This window comes from Rhodococcus sp. 06-1474-1B, assembly GCF_002258885.1.
GTDB classification, from domain to species: domain Bacteria; phylum Actinomycetota; class Actinomycetes; order Mycobacteriales; family Mycobacteriaceae; genus Rhodococcoides; species Rhodococcoides fascians.
The window spans coordinates 670,725-689,062 of sequence record NZ_NOYR01000023.1; the positions used below are offsets into that span (position 1 = coordinate 670,725).

General features: G+C 65.0%; 15 protein-coding genes. 6 read left to right on the forward strand and 9 right to left on the reverse strand.

From position 1 onward, the window contains the following. Positions 1-2: 2 nt before the first annotated feature. The 6 genes from CH266_RS13365 to CH266_RS13390 all read right to left on the reverse strand — a co-directional run bounded on the left by CH266_RS13365 (position 3) and on the right by CH266_RS13390 (position 7,359). Complete coding sequence (locus CH266_RS13365) at positions 3-1,418, reverse strand: DUF2398 family protein (protein ID WP_094715410.1); 1,416 nt, start codon at positions 1,416-1,418, stop codon at positions 3-5. Beyond that, positions 1,415-2,890 carry a TIGR02677 family protein gene (locus CH266_RS13370; RefSeq protein ID WP_369597415.1) on the reverse strand — a complete coding sequence of 492 codons (1,476 nt, stop codon included), beginning with the start codon at positions 2,888-2,890 and terminating at the stop codon, positions 1,415-1,417. Before CH266_RS13370 ends, CH266_RS13365 begins: the two co-directional genes overlap by 4 nt. A gap of 254 nt (positions 2,891-3,144) precedes the next feature. Further along, on the reverse strand, positions 3,145-3,444 hold the full coding sequence (locus tag CH266_RS13375; RefSeq protein ID WP_094715412.1) for a Rieske (2Fe-2S) protein: 300 nt from the start codon (positions 3,442-3,444) through the stop codon (positions 3,145-3,147). Then, positions 3,441-5,930: a nitrite reductase large subunit NirB gene (gene nirB, locus CH266_RS13380; RefSeq protein ID WP_094715413.1), complete on the reverse strand. Its 2,490-nt coding sequence runs from the start codon at positions 5,928-5,930 to the stop codon at positions 3,441-3,443. Before nirB ends, CH266_RS13375 begins: the two co-directional genes overlap by 4 nt. Further along, positions 5,930-6,277 (reverse strand): hypothetical protein, encoded by a 348-nt coding sequence (locus tag CH266_RS13385; protein WP_027497076.1) that lies wholly within the window; start codon positions 6,275-6,277, stop codon positions 5,930-5,932. The genes nirB and CH266_RS13385 overlap by 1 nt, the downstream gene beginning before the upstream one ends. Before the next feature lie 101 nt (positions 6,278-6,378). Beyond that, entirely contained in the window at positions 6,379-7,359 is a 981-nt protein-coding gene (locus tag CH266_RS13390) for a PAC2 family protein (protein WP_255175913.1), read from the reverse strand. 104 nt (positions 7,360-7,463) lie between these two features. Here CH266_RS13390 and metH point away from each other — a divergent pair, with 104 nt between their 5' ends. Genes metH through hisG form a run of 4 tightly spaced genes read left to right on the forward strand, consistent with a single transcriptional unit; the run spans position 7,464 to position 12,917 of the window. Then, the gene (metH, locus tag CH266_RS13395; protein WP_032365802.1) at positions 7,464-11,033 is read left to right on the forward strand and encodes a methionine synthase; all 3,570 of its coding nucleotides are present in this window, start codon (positions 7,464-7,466) and stop codon (positions 11,031-11,033) included. Beyond that, positions 11,026-11,694 (forward strand): HAD family hydrolase, encoded by a 669-nt coding sequence (locus CH266_RS13400; RefSeq protein WP_094715414.1) that lies wholly within the window; start codon positions 11,026-11,028, stop codon positions 11,692-11,694. Before metH ends, CH266_RS13400 begins: the two co-directional genes overlap by 8 nt. A gap of 59 nt (positions 11,695-11,753) precedes the next feature. Next, positions 11,754-12,017 carry a phosphoribosyl-ATP diphosphatase gene (locus CH266_RS13405; protein WP_027497080.1) on the forward strand — a complete coding sequence of 88 codons (264 nt, stop codon included), beginning with the start codon at positions 11,754-11,756 and terminating at the stop codon, positions 12,015-12,017. Positions 12,018-12,065: 48 nt separating this feature from the next. Continuing rightward, positions 12,066-12,917: an ATP phosphoribosyltransferase gene (hisG, locus tag CH266_RS13410; protein ID WP_032372777.1), complete on the forward strand. Its 852-nt coding sequence runs from the start codon at positions 12,066-12,068 to the stop codon at positions 12,915-12,917. A 33-nt stretch (positions 12,918-12,950) separates the two neighbouring features. Here hisG and CH266_RS13415 read toward each other — a convergent pair whose 3' ends face one another. Both CH266_RS13415 and CH266_RS13420 read right to left on the reverse strand, forming a co-directional pair. Then, positions 12,951-13,763: a thioesterase family protein gene (locus CH266_RS13415; protein WP_094715415.1), complete on the reverse strand. Its 813-nt coding sequence runs from the start codon at positions 13,761-13,763 to the stop codon at positions 12,951-12,953. Beyond that, entirely contained in the window at positions 13,760-14,656 is an 897-nt protein-coding gene (locus tag CH266_RS13420; protein ID WP_371828014.1) for a RecB family exonuclease, read from the reverse strand. The genes CH266_RS13415 and CH266_RS13420 overlap by 4 nt, the downstream gene beginning before the upstream one ends. A 369-nt stretch (positions 14,657-15,025) precedes the next feature. Between CH266_RS13420 and CH266_RS13425 the strand changes: the two genes are divergently transcribed. Then, complete coding sequence (locus CH266_RS13425; RefSeq protein ID WP_048318521.1) at positions 15,026-15,841, forward strand: tRNA (adenine-N1)-methyltransferase; 816 nt, start codon at positions 15,026-15,028, stop codon at positions 15,839-15,841. 22 nt (positions 15,842-15,863) lie between these two features. Here CH266_RS13425 and CH266_RS13430 read toward each other — a convergent pair whose 3' ends face one another. Further along, a complete protein-coding gene (locus CH266_RS13430) occupies positions 15,864-16,349 on the reverse strand; it encodes a hypothetical protein (RefSeq protein WP_255175915.1) in 486 nt (161 codons plus the stop codon). Between the two features lie 184 nt (positions 16,350-16,533). Between CH266_RS13430 and arc the strand changes: the two genes are divergently transcribed. Next, positions 16,534-18,297 carry a proteasome ATPase gene (gene arc / locus CH266_RS13435; protein WP_032365854.1) on the forward strand — a complete coding sequence of 588 codons (1,764 nt, stop codon included), beginning with the start codon at positions 16,534-16,536 and terminating at the stop codon, positions 18,295-18,297. The last annotated feature ends 41 nt before the right edge of the window (positions 18,298-18,338 follow it).

Consider the following 18,338-nt stretch of genomic DNA (forward strand, 5'->3'; position numbering starts at 1 on the left):
ACTCAGGCCTCTACTTCGGATGGATCGGTACTGGGGGCTTGTTCGGTGCCGAAGAGCGAGTCCTGCGGGGCTCGGTCACGCACGCTGACCATCACGTCTCGGTACCGAGCGATCACCGGTAGCACCAACACGCCGCCGGATACGCTGTGTATCAAGCGAAGTCGATGCAACAGCGCAATCGCACGGATGCGTAGACCGTCCCGGTCGGTCTGCCACTGCGCCGCGAACGTGCGACCGAATCGGTCCACGAGATCGTCGACGACCGAGACCAGCCAACTGTCCTCGATCAGCGGGTACTGTGTGCGCTCCGCCGAGTTCTCGACCGTCGTCGGATCGGCGGGAAATCCGAAATCGGCCAGGTCGCCGAAGATTCCGCCGCCGGGGATCGCGTCGTCCAGCTGTTCGACGAGTAAGTCGCTCGCAGGCAGCGGATACGTGGACAGTGCCGGAGCGTCGGGATCCACGACCCGATCGGAGATTTCTCCCGCGATGAGCAACGCAACCTGGGCGATCGTTCCGGTGCTGGGAAAGCGGTGGTCGGACAACCGTCCCGAGGTGTCGATGAGGGCCACACCCTCGGCGCGACGCTCGGCAACGAGACCGGTGAGCAACTCGACGTCGGCGACGGTCCGCGAGGCGGTCAGGGCGGTGCGTGCGTCGCCGTCGAGATCGTCGAGATAGACGACGGGGTGTTCGACCAACGCTCGGCGGACCGCACGCAGCGTTTCCTTCGGGTCTGCCTCACGCCCGGACTCGATGTGTCCGAGATCGGAATCCTCGGGATCGATCGGGGCATCCGAGCCGGCCAGCAGGCCACGAATCGAACGCAGGTGCTGCACGGCACGCGGCGGCCGAAACATCGCGACGACCACCGATCGGTCGATGTCGTACAGGGCCTCACCGGCCGTCGGATTGTTCGCCCAGCCCGTGGCGTCGCCGTCGGCCAGCGAGATCGCACCACGCGTGGCCAGCCATCCGATCGCGTCGACGAAGGCGTCTCGGTCGCTCGCGCGGTCGGTCGTGAGTTCGACGCCGTCCACCTGACTCGACTCCGTCGCCACGTGATCGGCGAGTTCGGACAGAGTGATCTGGTTTCCGGCCCGACCGAGCGCGGCAAGCGCCAGCGCCAGATACGCGTACCTGCGGCGGTCGAACACCCGCTCGGACGGCGTTCGCGCGGGTTGACTGTCGTCGAGACGATCGATCACCGGGAACAGACGCGCGGTCGTCTCGGTGACCTCGAAGCGGTAGCCGAACAGCTCGAGGAGGTCCTCGCGCAGTTCGGTTGCCCACCTGCGCAGCAGCGGTAACGCGATTCGATCGGGGTACGTCGCGGTGACCAGGTGATTGGACAATGCGACTCGGGCAGCCCGCTGGTAGGAATCCAGAGCGAGCGAGGAGATCTCACGTGCTCTCACCGGCGTGCCACCTCACTGACGTCGAAGGCGAGGCGGTCCAGATGCAATCGGCCACGGCTGGTGCGCACGATCGTCGAACGGTCGCTGTCGCTCAGCGTCAGGCGCACGCCACTGTCCGATCCGGACGAGTCCGAGGTGCGTCCGCTCACGCGTACCCGGGCAGTCAACGCGGCGTTGAGCAGACTCAGCAACACTTCGGTTTCCTGCTCGTTCAGAATGCGGTCGTGGATTCCGGCCGAGGCGAGCGACTGCGCCGCGGCACTGCGTGATCGCTGCGACTCGAGTTGCTGCTCGCGCAGTCGTCTGATGCCGCCGTCGTTGCGCTGTACCCGCCCTGGAACGCCGGGGGTCGGAGTACGTCCTGTCTCGGCCAGCGTGCGCGAGATTTCGACCGGCGGTGCCTCCCACCATGATCGGGACATGGGGATGATGTCGGCGTCGGGATGGACCATCGACAGGTGCCGGGGTCGGCCGAGGCCGAACACGGCGTGAAACAGAGCATGTGCGCTGTCCTCGGTGGGAGCAGCAGCGAACCAGCCGGCGAGGTGACGCAGTTGGCTCTCGCGACTCACACCGCCCTTCCGAGTTTCGGTGACGCGCCGCAGCAGTGACAGCACAGCAGCGATCGCGCTCATCGTGCCCTCGCGGAGGCGCTCGGATTCGCTGAGCTCGGATTCGGCCGCGACGAACCAGTGCGACAACCCGGCCCATCGGTCGGTCCAGTCCGCTCGCCGTTCGTCGACGGAGAGAAAGACTCGTTCGTCGCTGATCGCGGCACGGTCGACGAGTTCCTCGATGCCGGTGCTCTCGACGAGTGCGATCGCTTCCGCCAACTTGGGGGCATAGCGGGTGAGATCGGAGCTGAACTCACGCATGTGCGTGAGCAGTGCATCCTTGTGCGCCAAGAACGATTCGGGCGTGATCTCGGTGGTGCGCACCAGGTCGCCCAGCACCAGATAGAAGTGGGCGGCGCGGGTCGCCATCTCCGACAACGTCGAATCGAGTCTGCTGAGCTTGCGGTAGATGCGGTCGCCGTCGGCCTGACGGTTCGCCTCGGCCAGCTCGTGCATGTCGGCCAGCAGCTCGGGGAGCACCAGCCGGGACAGCGAGGCGTCGTCCAGGCGCGCACCGAGCACGTCCTCGACCGCGCGGTAGGCCTTGTAGCCGGCCTGACCGAACTGGTAGACGAAGTGCCGGTTGCGGTATTCGGCGAGGGTCGCGGCGCGGGTGCCGTCGTAGCTGCGTTCGAGCAGACCCCAGGTGTGGAGTTGATCGAGCAGGGGTGCGATGTCCAGTGTGGTCAGCGCGTCGTGACGCCCGGGGCTACGAGCGATGAGATCGGCGACGTCGCCCGAGTGCAGCAACACCACGTAGTTCGCGCGAGCGGTGTCGAACGCCCGCAGTACTGCCAGGTATTCGGATCTTTTCTCGGCGACGGCGAACGAGAAGAGACCGAGACGGTCTTCCTCCACGAACGCATTCGCGGCACCCAGCCGTGCGTCCTCGCCTGATTCGGTCACTGGAACAGGGTAGGGGGTAGGAGTGGAGCCTGCGGAATGACCCTGGTGGGAGGAGTGGAGCCTGCGGAATGACCCTGGTGGGAGGAGTGGAGCCTGCGGAATGACCCTGGTGGGAGGAGTGGAGCCTGCGGAATGACCCTGGGGGTAGGAGTGGAGCCTGCGGAATGACCCTGGTGGGAGGAGTGCCAGTTGTTCGACCGTGCCGGTTACAGCTCCACGGTCACTTTTCCGTTCACCACGGCCGCGGGGTAGGTGCGGACCGAGTCGATTCCACTCGGGCAGGTGCCGTCGTCGAGAGAGAAGGCGTATTGATGAAGTGGGCAGACGACTACGGACCCGTCGATTTGGCCGTCGGCCAGTGGTCCGCCCCGGTGCGGGCAGACGGCGTCCATCGCCCGCACCGAGCCGTCACTTAGCAGGAACACCGCGACCTGTTGGCCGTCCACGACGTAGGCCCGTCCCTCGCCGGGAGTCAGATCTTCCAACGCTCCCACCGGCACGCTCATCGGACCGGCACCTGCGGCAGCGGGAGCAGTGGCAGCGAGGGTGCGAACTGCGCGGGCGATTTGGGTGCCGTGCGGTCCTGCCATGGGTCCACGTAGCCGTCGACCGATGTTTGCAGTCGCTCGTCGAGTCCGGCGACGATGCCGTCACGGTCGTCGATCAGAACGCTCTGCAGTTCCTCCAAGCCGATGCGCGGAACCCAGGCGTAGGTCCGTTCGAGCCACTGCGCGTTCTCCCGATAGTGCTGGATGAATCTGCCTGCCACTGTGATCACCTCCTCGGCTCCTGTCACGGTGGCCAGCAGATCTCCCTTGCGGATGTGAGCCCCGGCCGCGCCGCCGACGTAGATCTCCCACCTGTCCTCGCCGACCGAGACCACGCCGAAGTCCTTGCACAGCGCCTCCGAGCAGTTGCGCGGGCAGCCGGCGACCGCGAGTTTGAGTTTCGCGGGAGTCTCCAACCCTTGGAACCGCTCTTCGAGCGCGATGCCGAGAGCCGTCGAGTCGCCGAGACCGAAGCGGCAGAAGTCGCTGCCCACACAGGTTTTCACCGTGCGCATGCTCTTGCCGTAGGCGAAGCCGGAGGGCATGTCCAGATCGCCCCACACCTTGGGTAGGTCTTCCTTCTTGATCCCGAGGAGGTCGATGCGCTGTCCGCCGGTGACCTTGACCAGCGGGACGTGGTACTTGTCGGCAACGTCGGCGATCTTGCGCAGTTGATCCGGGGTGGTGACGCCACCCTTCATCTGCGGTACCACCGAGAACGTGCCGTCCCGCTGAATGTTGGCGTGCACCCGGTCGTTGATGAACAGTGCGCCGCGCTCGTCCACCCAATCCGGACCCCAGACGGTGCGCAGCAGTGACGCCAGCGGCATCTTGGCGGCGGCGTCCTCGACGCCTTCGGTCGCAAGCGCCGTGAACACCTGCGAGACTGCCCGCAGGTCTCGCGACCTGATCGCTTCGATCAGTTCCGGCTTCGTCATCGGGATACACGGCACGTACCGGTCTGCGGTGGGGTCCGCTTCGACTGCGCCACCGGCTGCGCACGCGATGATGTCGTTCACCAACCCCTTGCAGGACCCACATCCCTTGCCTGCTCGGGTCTGTGCAGTCACATCGCTCAGATTCTTGGCACCGGCGTGCACGCAGGCCACGATGGCACCCTTGGTGACGCCGTTGCAGTTGCACACCTGAACGTCGTCTGCCAGCTCCGCGGCTCCTGTTGCCGCAGAGGGCGTTCCCATGTCGAAGAGCATGCTGATGCGCTCGTCGGGCAGCGGCACCTTCTCGTCGAACGCCTGGGTGAGAAAGTTGGCCTTGGAGATGTCGCCCAGCAGAGTGGCGCCGACGAGCTTGTTGTTCCGCACGATGACCGATTTGTACGTGCCACTGCGTGGTTCGTAGAACTGAACGAATTCGTCGTCGTCGCGCTCGGGCGCGGTGATCCCCATCGACGCGACGTCGACGCCGGCCACCTTGAGCTTGGTCGTCAGACGCGAACCGTGATACGCGGCAGCGGGATCGGCACCGGTGAGTACGTCGGCCAGGACAGCGGCCTGCTCCCAGAGGGGCGCGACGAGGCCGTACACCTCACCGCGGTGCTGACAGCATTCGCCGACGGCATAGATGGAACCCTCGTCCTCGCAGCGCAATTGGTCGTCGACCACGATTCCGCGTTCGATGACCAGGCCGCCGGCGCGGGCAAAATCGACACTGGGCCGAATTCCGGCGGTCACGACGACCATGTCGGCGTCCAGCGAGGTGCCGTCGTTGAAACCGACGCCGATGACGGTACCGTCGTCCGACCGCAACACGGAGGTGGTTCTCTTCGAGGTGTGGACACCGACGCCGAGCGACTCGATCTTGTTGCGCAACACTCGTCCACCGCGCTCGTCGAGCTGCTGGTTCATCAGGTGCCCGGGGGAGTGCACCACGTTCACGTCCAGCCCCTGCGTCCGCAGTCCGTACGCTGCTTCGAGACCGAGCAGTCCGCCGCCGATCACCACCGCCGACACGTCGTCGCGTGACTGCGCCATCTGCAACATGCCGTTGGTGTCGGCGATCGTGCGGAATCCGAACACCCCACGTGCCAGTCTGCCGTCGGACTCGCGCAGACCGTCCATGTTCGGGAAGAACGTGTTGCTACCGGTGGCGATGATCAGTATGTCGTAGTCGACGGACCGACCGCTTTCGCAGACAACCGTTTTGGAGAACCGGTCGAGCGACACGGCTCGATCGCCCACGTGCAACGTCACGCCGTTCTCGCTGTACCAACTCATGGGGTTGAGAACGAGATCCTCGTCGTCGACGGTGGCCTCACCGGACAGCACGTGGGAGAGCATGATGCGGTTGTAATTGCCGTACGGTTCGTCGCCGATCATCGTGATGTCGAACAGCGAGCTGCCGTCTCGCTCGAGGATCTGCTCGACCGTCCGGGCACCGGCCATTCCGTTGCCGATCACGAGCAATCGCTGTTTTCCCGAAGGCATCAGACCAGCACCAGACCGAAGTCGACGACGACCTCTCCGCTGGTTCCGGCAGGGGCCGCGATCACCAGCTCGAGCACGGTATCGGGATCGACGTCCTCGACGACCCGCAACGGAATGTTGACGCCGCTCTTGGCCCCCATCGGGAACATACGCATCGGGCTGCCGTCGCGCAGCAAGGTCACGACCACCAGCTCATCGCTCGAATTACCGCCCCGGAAGTACAGCGGTTGGGCCGTCACCCCCTCGGGGACGACGAAACTCAGGCTGGGATCGATCAACTCGGGCTTGTCCAGACCGTTGCCGGTGAAGGAGAAGACGCCTTGCAGAAATCGCGGTGTGCTGGCCATACCCACGAGGCTCCGGTGTCGGGGTGACGCCACCGCTGCGGTGACGTTACGTCGGCATCAGAAAGACCTCACCGGCTCCCGGCTCCTCGTGTGCGTTCGGGTCAGAGCCCGAAGTTGCCCGGGCCGCGCCGCCGGAGGTACTTCTCGAACTCGGCGGCGATGGCGTCGCCGTCGATCTTGGCGATCGCATCGGACATGTCCACCTCGGCGTCACCACGCTCCTCGAGGCTGCGCACGTATTCGCTGATCTCCTCGTCCTCTTTGGTCATCTCGTTGACCGCCTCCTCCCACTCCTCGGCCTGCGTGGGCAGCTCGCCGAGCGGCACCTCGATGTCGAGTACGTCTTCGACCCGCTGCAGCAACGCCACGGTGGCCTTCGGATTCGGTGGCTGTGAGACGTAATGGGGGACAGCAGCCCAGAACGACACGGCCGGCACCCCTGCCTTGACACATTCGTCCTGCAGAACGCCGGTGATACCGGTGGGCCCTTCGTAGCGGGTCTGCTCGAGGTTGAACTGTTCGGCCGACTCGGTGCTGTAGGCGGTGCCGGTCACCGGAACCGGCCTGGTGTGCGGGGTGTCCGCCAGCAGCGCACCCAGAATGACCACGGTCTCCACGCCGAGCTGTTCGACGAATTCGAGCAGGTCGTCGCAGAAGCTGCGCCACCGCATGTTGGGCTCGATACCGCGCAACAGGACCACGTCACGGTCGCTGCCGGGCGGTGAACACACCGACAATCGAGTCGACGGCCACTCGATCTCGCGGGTGACCCCGTCGACCTGACGAACGGTCGGCCGATTGACCTGGTAGTCGTAGTAGTCCTCGGAGTCCAGCTCGGCCAGTGGGCTGGCGTCCCAGGTCAGCTCCAGATGTTCGACCGCGCCGCTCGCCGCATCGCCTGCGTCGTTCCAGCCCTCGAAAGCGGCGACCAGTATGGGGGAGCGCAGCTCGGGAATGTCGTCGTTCAGATCGTCCTCGTCGTAGTCGGCGTCGGCGTCTGTGGCGTTCGCCACAGCATCCTGCACGGCCTCGATCAGCGCGGCGTCCAAGGGGATGTCCGCGTCGGCACCTGATTTGTCCATTTTGTCGGTACCGTCGTCGGGCGGGGACTGATCATCGAGGTTTCGGGGACTCACCACGACAGCCTACGACTCGAGGTAACCGTGGTGCCCACTACTCTGTAGTGATGCCCGATCAACACAAGCCCGGTCTGCTCGATGCGATTTCACGTCGCGTTGTCATCGGCGACGGAGCAATGGGCACGATGCTCCAGGACGCCGACCTCACTCTCGACGACTTTCTCGGCCTCGAGGGATGCAACGAGATTCTGAACCACACCAGGCCCGACGTGCTGCGCGAGATTCATCGCGAGTACTTCGCGGCCGGCGCAGACGCCGTGGAAACGAACACGTTCGGATGCAACCTGCCCAACCTGGCCGATTACGACATCGAGGATCGAATCCGCGAGTTGGCCGAGAAAGGCACCCGGCTCGCCCGCGAGACTGCGGACGAAATGGGACCCGGCCGCGACGGGATGGATCGGTACGTCCTGGGTTCCATGGGCCCCGGAACCAAGCTCCCCACACTCGGCCACGCCCCGTTCGCACGGCTGCGCGATGCGTATACCGAGGCTGCGCTCGGAATGATCGACGGCGGTGCCGACGCCATTCTGGTCGAGACGTGCCAGGACCTACTGCAGGTCAAGGCCGCGATCATCGGTAGCCAGCACGCCATGGACAAGCTCGGCGTCCGAATCCCGATCATCACCCATGTGACGGTCGAGACGACGGGCGCAATGCTGGTCGGCAGCGAGATCGGTGCAGCCCTCACCGCGCTCGAACCGCTGGGCATCGACATGATCGGACTGAACTGCGCCACCGGCCCCGCCGAGATGAGCGAACACCTGCGCCACCTGTCCAAGCATTCCCGTCTTCCGGTATCGGTGATGCCCAATGCCGGACTGCCGACGTTGGGCGCGAAGGGTGCCGAATACCCACTGACCGCCCCCGAATTGGCCGACGCTCTGAGCGGTTTCGTCCGCGAGTACGGGCTGGCACTCGTCGGCGGATGCTGCGGCACCACCCCCGAGCACATTCGTCAGGTTGCCGACATGGTGCACGGGGCGACGAAGCTGGAACGGCAGCCGGCCCCGGAGCCAGGCGTCTCCTCGCTCTACACCGCCGTGCCGTTCGAGCAGGACGCCAGCATCCTGATGATCGGTGAGCGCACCAACTCCAACGGCTCCAAGGCATTTCGTGACGCGATGCTCGCCGAGGACTACGAGAAGTGCCTCGACATCGCCAAGGATCAGACCCGCGACGGCGCGCACATGTTGGACCTCAACGTCGACTACGTCGGCCGCGACGGTGCCGCCGACATGGCCGCACTCGCCAGCAGATTGGCGACTGCGTCGACGCTGCCGATCATGCTCGACTCCACCGAACCGGCCGTGCTCGAGGCCGGCCTCGAGCACCTCGGCGGACGTAGCGCCGTCAACTCGGTCAACTACGAGGACGGCGACGGGCCCGACTCGCGGTTCCAGAAGATCATGCGTCTGGTCAAGGAACACGGTGCCGCCGTCGTCGCTCTGACCATCGACGAGGAGGGGCAGGCGCGTACTGCCGAATGGAAGGTGCGTGTCGCCGATCGCCTGATCACCGACATCACCGAGAACTGGGGCCTGCGCCACGAGGACATCATCGTCGACACCCTCACCTTCCCGATCTCCACCGGCCAGGAAGAGGTTCGACGCGACGGCATCGAGACCATCGAGGCGATCCGGCAGCTCAAGGAGAAGTATCCGAAGGTGCACACCACCCTCGGGTTGTCGAACATCTCGTTCGGCCTCAATCCTGCTGCCCGGCAGGTGCTCAACTCGGTCTTTCTGCACGAGTGCACCCAGGCCGGCCTCGACACCGCCATCGTGCACGCGTCGAAGATCCTGCCGATGAACAAGATTCCCGACGAGCAACGCGAGACCGCTCTGGATCTGGTGTACGACCGCCGCCGTGAAGGCTACGACCCGTTGCAGAAGCTCATGCAGCTGTTCGAGGGCGTCTCGGCAGCATCGGCCCGGGAATCGCGCGCCGAGGAACTGGGTCGGCTGCCGTTGTTCGAGCGGCTCGAACGCCGCATCGTCGACGGCGAACGCAACGGCCTCGACACAGATCTGGACGCCGCGATGGCCGAGAAGCCGCCTCTCGAGATCATCAACGAGACGTTGCTGTCGGGCATGAAGACCGTCGGCGAGCTGTTCGGTTCCGGCCAGATGCAGTTGCCGTTCGTGCTCGCGTCCGCCGAGGTGATGAAGGCTGCCGTGGCGTACTTGGAGCCACACATGGAGGCCACCGACGACGACGGCAAGGGTCGAATCGTGCTCGGTACCGTCAAGGGCGATGTGCACGACATCGGCAAGAACCTCGTCGACATCATCCTGAGCAACAACGGCTACGAGGTGGTCAATCTCGGTATCAAGCAGCCGATTTCGACCATTCTCGAAGCCGCGTTGGACAAACGCGCAGACGTGATCGGCATGTCCGGGTTGCTGGTGAAGTCGACGGTGGTCATGAAGGACAACCTGATCGAGCTCAACTCCCGCGGCGTGGCGGAGCAATTTCCGGTGCTCCTCGGCGGCGCTGCTTTGACGCGGTCGTACGTCGAGAACGATCTGCAGGACGTGTACGAAGGCGACGTGCACTATGCGCGGGACGCGTTCGAAGGCCTGCGTTTGATGGACACCATCATGACCACCAAGCGCGGCGGCGGTCCGGCCCCCGACAGCCCCGAGGCGCTCGCCGCGAAAGCCAAGGCTGCCGAACGCAAAGAGCGCCACGAACGGTCGAAGCGCATCGCGGAGAAGCGCAAGGCCGCCGAGGCTCCGGTCGTGGTACCCGAGCGATCCGACGTCGCCGCGGACATCGACATTCCGGTACCGCCGTTCTGGGGCACCCGCATCGTCCGAGGCGTGTCCCTCGCCGACTACTCGGGCCTGCTCGACGAACGTGCCCTGTTCCTGGGGCAGTGGGGGCTGCGAGGAGCCCGCAAGGGCGAGGGCGCGACCTACGAGGATCTGGTGGAGTCGGAAGGCAAACCGCGCCTTCGGTATTGGCTGGATCGGCTCAGTACGGACGGCATTCTCGCGCACGCCGCATTGGTGTACGGATACTTCCCGGCCGTTTCGGAGGGCGACGACGTCGTCGTGCTCACCGAGCCCGAACCCGATGCGCCCGAACGCTTTCGGTTCACGTTCCCGCGTCAGCACCGCGACCGCTTCCTCTGCATCGCGGACTTCGTCCGATCACGCACTGCGGCAAGGGAATCCGGGCAAGTCGACGTGCTGCCGATGAACCTGGTCACCATGGGGCAGCCAATCGCGGACTTCGCGAACGAATTGTTCGCAGCCGACGCGTACCGCGACTACCTCGAGGTACACGGGATCGGAGTTCAGCTGACCGAGGCTCTCGCCGAATACTGGCATCGTCGAGTGCGCGAGGAACTGAAACTGTCCGACGGCAAATCGGTCGCCGCGGAGGATCCCACCGAGGCCGAGGGGTACTTCAAACTCGAATACCGCGGAGCTCGTTACTCGTTCGGCTACGGGGCATGCCCCGATCTCGAGGACCGGATCAAGCTCGCCGCACTCCTCGAACCCGAGCGAATCGGCGTCAAGCTCTCCGAGGAACTGCAGCTGCACCCCGAACAGTCGACCGATGCGTTCGTACTTCACCACCCGGAGGCCAAGTACTTCAATGTCTAGAACCCACCTGCACGGTGTCCTGTGGGACATGGACGGCACCCTGCTCGACTCGGAGAAGATCTGGGACGTGGCCATCGGTGAGTACTCCCGCACACTGGGAACCGAACTCAGCGCGGAAGTACGCGAGAGCACCCTCGGCAATTCGATGCGAGACGCCTTGCGCAAAGTGCTCGCCAATGCATCGGTTGCGGTCACCGACGACAACCTGGCCGAGGGCCGCGAGTGGTTGACCACGCGCGTCGGCGACATGTTCGCCGAAGGCATTCCGTGGCGGCCCGGTGCCAAGGATGCTCTTGCACTCGTACGCGACATGGGCCTGGCGACCGGATTGGTCACCAACACCGAACGTGGGCTCGTCGAGCGTGCACTGGAGACACTCGGGCGCGACTACTTCGACATCACCGTCAGCGGCGACGAGGTCGAGTTCGGGAAACCGCACCCGGCGCCGTACCTGCGGGGTGCCGCGCTGCTCGGCGTCGACGTCGGTGCCTGCCTTGCAGTGGAGGATTCTCCGACAGGCTCCCTGTCCGCACATACTGCAGGCTGCCCGGTACTGGTCGTCCCGTCTGAGGTGGCTGTTCCGGCAGCGCAGGGATACACCATCCGCGACGGTCTGGTCGGACTGACCGCCGACGACGTCCGGCGGGCCTGGGCGGCCTGACTCCTCGAATCTCGACCGAATTGATTCCGCTGGATACCGACGTGAAAGAATACGAATCCGTGAAGACTTTCGATTCCCTGTTCGCCGAGCTCACCGACCGCGCGAAGACCCGCCCCGAGGGCTCGGGCACCGTCGCTGCGTTGGACGCAGGTGTTCATTTCCAGGGAAAGAAGGTCCTCGAAGAGGCCGGCGAGGTGTGGATCGCCGCCGAACACGAGAGCGACGCTGCACTCGCCGAAGAAATTTCGCAGCTGCTGTACTGGGTTCAGGTCATGATGGTGGGTAGGGGAATCGAGCTCGAGGACGTCTACCGACATCTGTGAGGCAAGGCCCGAACGTCTCCTGTGAACTCACCGATGAAGGAAAACTCCATGCTGCGTGTAGCCGTACCCAACAAGGGCGCGTTGTCCGAATCCGCCGCCGAGATCCTCAGCGAGGCCGGCTACCGGCGTCGGAGCGACTCCAAGGATCTGACCGTCCTCGACCCGGCCAACGGGGTCGAATTCTTCTTTCTCCGTCCCAAGGACATTGCCATCTACGTCGGGTCGGGCCAGCTCGATCTGGGCATCACCGGACGAGACCTGGCTCTCGATTCCGGGGCAGCGGTCGAAGAGCGCCTGGCGCTCGGATTCGGCCGGTCGACGTTCCGTTACGCGGCACCCGCGGGCAAGGAATGGGCACCCGAGGACCTGGGCGGACTGCGCATCGCCACCTCGTACCCCAATCTCGTGCGTAAGGACCTGGCCGAGCGCGGCTTGGAGGCCACGGTGATCCGTCTCGACGGGGCCGTGGAAATTTCCATTCAACTCGGTGTCGCCGACGCCATCGCGGACGTGGTCGAGTCGGGTCGCTCACTGCGTCAGAACAATCTCGTCGCGTTCGGCGAATCATTGTGCGATTCCGAGGGTGTTCTCATCGAGCGCGCCGGCACGCCGGGCACCGACTCCGCACGCAAGCAACTCATCGCCCGCGTACAGGGCGTCGTCTTCGCCCAGCAGTACCTGATGCTCGATTACGACTGCCCCAAGTCGATCCTCGACGAAGCCGTCAAGATCACCCCCGGCATCGAATCACCTACGCTCGCACCGATGGTCGACGACAACTGGGTTGCCGTGCGCGCCATGGTCTCTCGCAAGGTCCACAACAACGTGATGGACGAGCTCGCGGAACTGGGCGCGAAAGCCATTCTCGCCTCCGACATCAGGTCCTGCCGAGCGTTCTGAGTGCGTGGCGGAACGCCCGTCGTTCCGCCACGATCACGCGCGTCGGCGAACCAGCACAGTTTGGGCGATGCGCCCGACCGGCCCCAGTTCGTCACTGAGGGTGCCTGCGCACATGGCGATGCCGTCCAGACCCGTCGACGTCTCGGCCGACACTCCGATCCAGTCACCCTGGGGTTCGCGGAAGACGTGCACCGTCAGATCGGTGTTCAGGAACGTCCACTGCTCGATCGGCAATTTCGCACCCACACCGTTGGCGATGTCGGCAATCGAGAACAGCCGTTCGAGTGGCGTCATCGACTCACCCTGCACCAGAACGGGAGTCGGCTTCGCCCACACTTCACCGGGCCCCGCTGCGCCGAGCTCGGTGAGGAACTTGAACTCGACCGCGTCGAGGTATCCGGAGGTCCAGAGTCCGCCGAAGGTGCTGTCGACGCCGGCGCTCACCGGTCGCATCACCGGATCGCCCACGTGCACGACGTCGTCGGTGGGCTCGGTACGCATACGCCATGCGCTGCCCCGCGCCACCGCTCGCGCCTGCCCCGCTGATCCTCGAGCCCAGAGTTCGGCGACGACGAGTTCGACATTTGCGCCCGGCCGCGCCGTCCATGCGCGAATCGTGATGTCCGACACCGGAACAGGTCCGAGAATGTCGACGACCACCCGGCTGATTCGAGTATCGGGTCTGGCGTCGACCCGCTCGAGTGCGCGGACCAACAACGCGGACGGCGGAGCGCCGTGCTGCATCGTCGGTGCCCACAGGCTGACGGTGTGCTCGGTGGCGGTGACTATCTCGTAACCGTCGTCGTCGACACCGGCAGGAACGAAGAAGGCGTCCGGACTCGTCACAGCTCGGTCTCCTCCTGCTCCGCGGCCGCCTGCGGCCAACCGGGGTACGGCGGGGGAGTGCCGCCGAACTCGGGGCACAGTGCCCGGTGATCGCACCACTTGCACAGTGCGCCTTTCTTGGCGCGGAAGTCACCGGTCTCACCGGCCGCCAGAATCGCCTTCCAGATGGCCGAGAGCATGCGCTCGAAGCGCAGCAGCTCACCCTCGTCCGGGGCGTACGTCAGCTCCTGCTTGTCGGCGAGGTACATCAACTTCAGTTGCGCGGGAACGACTCCGCGCATGCGCATGATCATCAGCGCATAGAACTTCATCTGGAACAGAGCTTTGGATTCGGTGAACTCGCGCGGCGCACGTCCGGTCTTGTAATCGACGACGCGAATCATTCCGTTGGGTGCGACGTCGATCCGGTCGATGAATCCGCGCAGCGGCGTTCCGTCGTCCAACGCGATCTCGACGCGCTGTTCGCAGGACTCGGGATCGAAGTGCGTGGGATCTTCGAGTTCGTAGTACCCGTCCACCAGGGCACGAGCCCGGTCGAGAAACGCCGGACGGTCGTCCGCCGGAACCAGCGACGCGATGTCGGGTGACTCGGCCACGACCCGATCCCAGGCCGGGTCCACCAAATCGCGGGCTGTGGTGGGCACTCGATCGCGGGCAGGGAGTGCGTACAGGGCCTCGAGTGCGGCATGCACCACAGTTCCCTTCACCTGTGCCTCGGTGGAGACCTCGGGAAGCCGGTCCACGGCACGGAAGCGATACAACAGTGGGCACTGCTTGAAATCACCTGCGCGAGAAGGAGACAGAGCCGGGGTACTGCGGTTGCCGGACCTCGAACGCGGTACGTCGGCGCTGTCACCGACATCGAGAAGAGGTAAGTCGATGGGGCTCGACACGGAAATACTCACGACTGCGAGACTATGCCGCTGGTCCGACATCTTCGGTGAAGGCCGTAGTCTGGCACGTCGAGTCGTCCCCCGACGCCCGCCGATCGAGGCCGAGCGTCACATCGCAACGAAAGCAGGTCCGCTGTGTCCTCCGGTGATTCCACATCCGCGTCGACCGACGGATTCGAGGCCGACGCCGCGTTCGACGCCACTGTCGACGCATCGCTGCCCAGTGCGGACGACGTGGTCACTGCCACGACCGACGAGATCGAACTCGACCCGAATGTCACGTCCGGCGCGGAGGTCAGTCCAGCTGCCGACGCCACAGCTGCCGACGCACCGGCGGAGACCGGTCCCGCCCGCAGCGGGCCGTTTCGAGTGGGCGATCGAGTTCAGCTCACGGACGGCAAGGGTCGTCACTACACGGTGGTACTGGAAGCCGGTAAGGAGTTCCATACTCACCGCGGCGGCATCACTCACGACAAACTGCTCGGTGCCGACGAGGGCAGCGTCGTCACCTCCGTCAACGGCACCCCCTACCTCGCGCTGCGGCCGCTGCTGACCGACTACGTGCTCTCGATGCCCCGCGGCGCCCAGGTGATCTACCCCAAGGACGCGGCGCAGATCGTGCACGAGGGTGACATGTTCCCCGGCGCACGGGTGCTCGAAGCCGGTGCAGGATCCGGCGCTCTGACGTGCTCACTGCTGCGTGCAGTCGGTACAGAAGGAACGGTCATCTCCTACGAGATCCGGCAGGACCACGCCGACTATGCCGTGAAGAACGTCGAGACGTTCTTCGGCGAGCGCCCGTCGAACTGGCACCTGACCGTGGCAGACGTCGACCAGTTCGGTGTCGATCGTCCGGGTGAGCAGGTCGATCGGGTGGTCCTGGACATGCTCGCGCCGTGGGACGCGTTGCCCGCGGTGTCCAAGGCCCTCGTCCCCGGTGGGGTGCTGCTGGTCTACGTGGCCACGGTGACGCAGCTGTCCAAGGTCGTCGAGGCGCTGCGCGCACAGGAGTGCTGGACCGAACCTCGATCGTGGGAGTCGATGGTTCGCGGCTGGCACGTGGTGGGTCTCGCAGTTCGCCCCGAGCACCGCATGCAGGGTCACACGGCATTCCTCGTCAGCGTTCGACGCCTCGCCGAGGGCACCGTGACCCCGAAACCGCAGCGTCGTTCCGGTAAGGGCTGACGCTGCAGGCTCGGCTGTCGACTCAGACGCAGGGTGCCTGGCCCATGGCCAGGATCTGGCACGTGCTGGCGTCCGACAGCTTCCAGGTGCCATCGATCAGCACCCAGGTCTGCGGTGCCGGAGCCGCGGTCCCGCGTGGGGTGGCGATGGCGACGTCCGCGGTGGACGTCTCGCCTGCGACGGTCGGTTCCGACACCTCGAAGGTGATCGCTCCGTAGTTCGCCAGTGCGGCGGTCATCGTCTCCAGGTTCGCCAGGCGCGCCTGACCGTTCTCCACCGCCGCCGCCTTGGTCGCGGCGTCCACGTCCGGAGCAACCAACTGCTGCAGCGAGGTCTGCAGCTCGGCGACGGTAGGTGCTGTGACAGCCGGCCCAGCGGTGGTCGCCGGCATGGAGTCGCTGGTCGACGCGGAATTGTGATCGGCGTGATCGGATTCATCGCTCGAACTGCATCCTGCACCCACCAGAGCCACCGCGGCTACTGCGACGCTTGCCGAGAGAATACGCATTTTCACTGGTGAGGCCCCTGATTCCGTCGTCTGTCGATCGTTTGGTCAGGTGAGGCTAACATGAACTGGGATGGCCTTTCGGGGCCGCCGAGCAGAGTGGATGCCGACCCCGTTCGAGGTGTCGGTCCGCATCTCCGCGCCGCTGCCGGTAGCGTTGATAGATCGTCACTGGGAGGAGTCGCTCATGAGCTCAACAGACAATCCGGATGTGGCCGCGGCCAGAGCCGAACTGGACGCCGTGCGAGCCGAAGTCGCGTCGCTACGGCGCCAACTGGGGGAGTCCCCCGAGCAGGTACGCGAGCTCGAGGGCCGGGTCGATTCCTTGTCGCTGCGCAACACGAAGTTGCTCGACACTCTCAAGGAGGCCCGACAACAGCTCATTGCGCTGCGCGAGGAGGTGGACCGTCTCGGCCAACCGCCGAGCGGATACGGCGTCCTGCTGAGCGTGTTCGAGGACGGCACAGTCGACGTGTTCACGTCCGGTCGGAAGATGCGACTGACGTGCTCACCCAACATCGAGGCCGACACGCTCGCTCCGGGACAGACCGTGCGGTTGAACGAGGCGTTGACCATCGTCGAGGCGTGCACCTTCGATCAGGTCGGCGAGATCAGCACTCTCCGAGAGCTTCTGGGGGATGGATCGCGCGCTCTCGTCGTCGGACATGCCGACGAGGAACGGGTGGTCTGGCTGGCCAAACCGTTGATCGACATGGTCAACGACGACGGACCGGTCGACCCGGACGAGCCGTCACGGAAGCTCCGTCCCGGGGATTCGCTGCTGGTCGACACCAAGGCCGGCTACGCGTTCGAGCGAGTTCCCAAGGCCGAGGTGGAGGATCTCGTTCTCGAGGAGGTTCCGGACGTCGGATACGAGGACATCGGCGGTCTCGGGCGACAGATCGAGCAGATTCGGGACGCCGTAGAGCTGCCGTTCCTGCACAAGGATCTGTTCCGTGAGTACTCACTGCGTCCACCGAAGGGCGTGCTGCTGTACGGCCCTCCCGGGTGTGGAAAGACGTTGATCGCCAAGGCCGTTGCCAACTCGTTGGCCAAGAAGATCGCCGAGGCACGTGGCCAGGATGCGCGGGAGGCGAAGTCGTTCTTCCTCAACATCAAGGGCCCCGAGCTGCTCAACAAGTTCGTCGGTGAGACCGAGCGTCACATCCGCATGATCTTCCAGCGGGCACGAGAGAAGGCGTCCGAGGGCACGCCGGTCATCGTGTTCTTCGACGAGATGGACTCGATCTTCCGTACCCGCGGCTCCGGCGTCTCGTCCGACGTGGAGACGACGGTCGTTCCGCAGTTGCTCGCCGAGATCGACGGTGTCGAGGGCCTCGAGAACGTCATCGTGATCGGTGCGTCCAATCGCGAGGACATGATCGACCCGGCGATCCTGCGACCCGGCCGACTCGACGTGAAGATCAAGATCGAGCGTCCCGACGCCGAATCGGCACAGGACATCTTCTCGAAGTACCTGACCGATTCGCTTCCGGTCAACGCCGACGACGTCGCCGAGTTCGGCGGCGATCGCGCGGCGTGCATCCGGGGCATGATCGATCGCGTCGTCGAGCGCATGTACGCCGAGAGTGACGACAATCGGTTCCTCGAGGTCACCTACGCCAACGGGGACAAGGAAGTTCTGTACTTCAAGGACTTCAACTCCGGGGCCATGATCCAGAACATCGTCGACCGGGCGAAGAAGTACGCCATCAAGTCGGTTCTCGAAACCGGAAACGCCGGACTGCGGATTCAGCACCTTTTCGATTCCATCGTCGACGAGTTCGCGGAGAACGAAGATCTGCCGAACACCACGAATCCGGACGACTGGGCTCGGATCTCGGGCAAGAAGGGCGAGCGAATCGTCTACATTCGCACGTTGGTCACCGGCAAGAACGCCAGCGCGAGCCGGGCGATCGACACCGAGGCCAATACCGGTCAGTACCTGTAGATCCACCGCTGGGCAGTATTCGGGGCGCGTCCGCACCGGGC

Coding starts and splice junctions, on each gene's coding strand:
- nirB (WP_094715413.1), bottom strand. CDS start 5,930: ATGCCTTCGGGAAAACAGCGATTGCTCGTGATCGGCAACGGAATGGCC.
- CH266_RS13430 (WP_255175915.1), bottom strand. CDS start 16,349: ATGCGTATTCTCTCGGCAAGCGTCGCAGTAGCCGCGGTGGCTCTGGTG.
- CH266_RS13385 (WP_027497076.1), bottom strand. CDS start 6,277: ATGGCCAGCACACCGCGATTTCTGCAAGGCGTCTTCTCCTTCACCGGC.
- CH266_RS13400 (WP_094715414.1), top strand. CDS start 11,026: ATGTCTAGAACCCACCTGCACGGTGTCCTGTGGGACATGGACGGCACC.
- CH266_RS13390 (WP_255175913.1), bottom strand. CDS start 7,359: ATGGACAAATCAGGTGCCGACGCGGACATCCCCTTGGACGCCGCGCTG.
- CH266_RS13375 (WP_094715412.1), bottom strand. CDS start 3,444: ATGAGCGTGCCGGTGGGAGCGTTGGAAGATCTGACTCCCGGCGAGGGA.
- hisG (WP_032372777.1), top strand. CDS start 12,066: ATGCTGCGTGTAGCCGTACCCAACAAGGGCGCGTTGTCCGAATCCGCC.
- metH (WP_032365802.1), top strand. CDS start 7,464: ATGCCCGATCAACACAAGCCCGGTCTGCTCGATGCGATTTCACGTCGC.
- arc (WP_032365854.1), top strand. CDS start 16,534: ATGAGCTCAACAGACAATCCGGATGTGGCCGCGGCCAGAGCCGAACTG.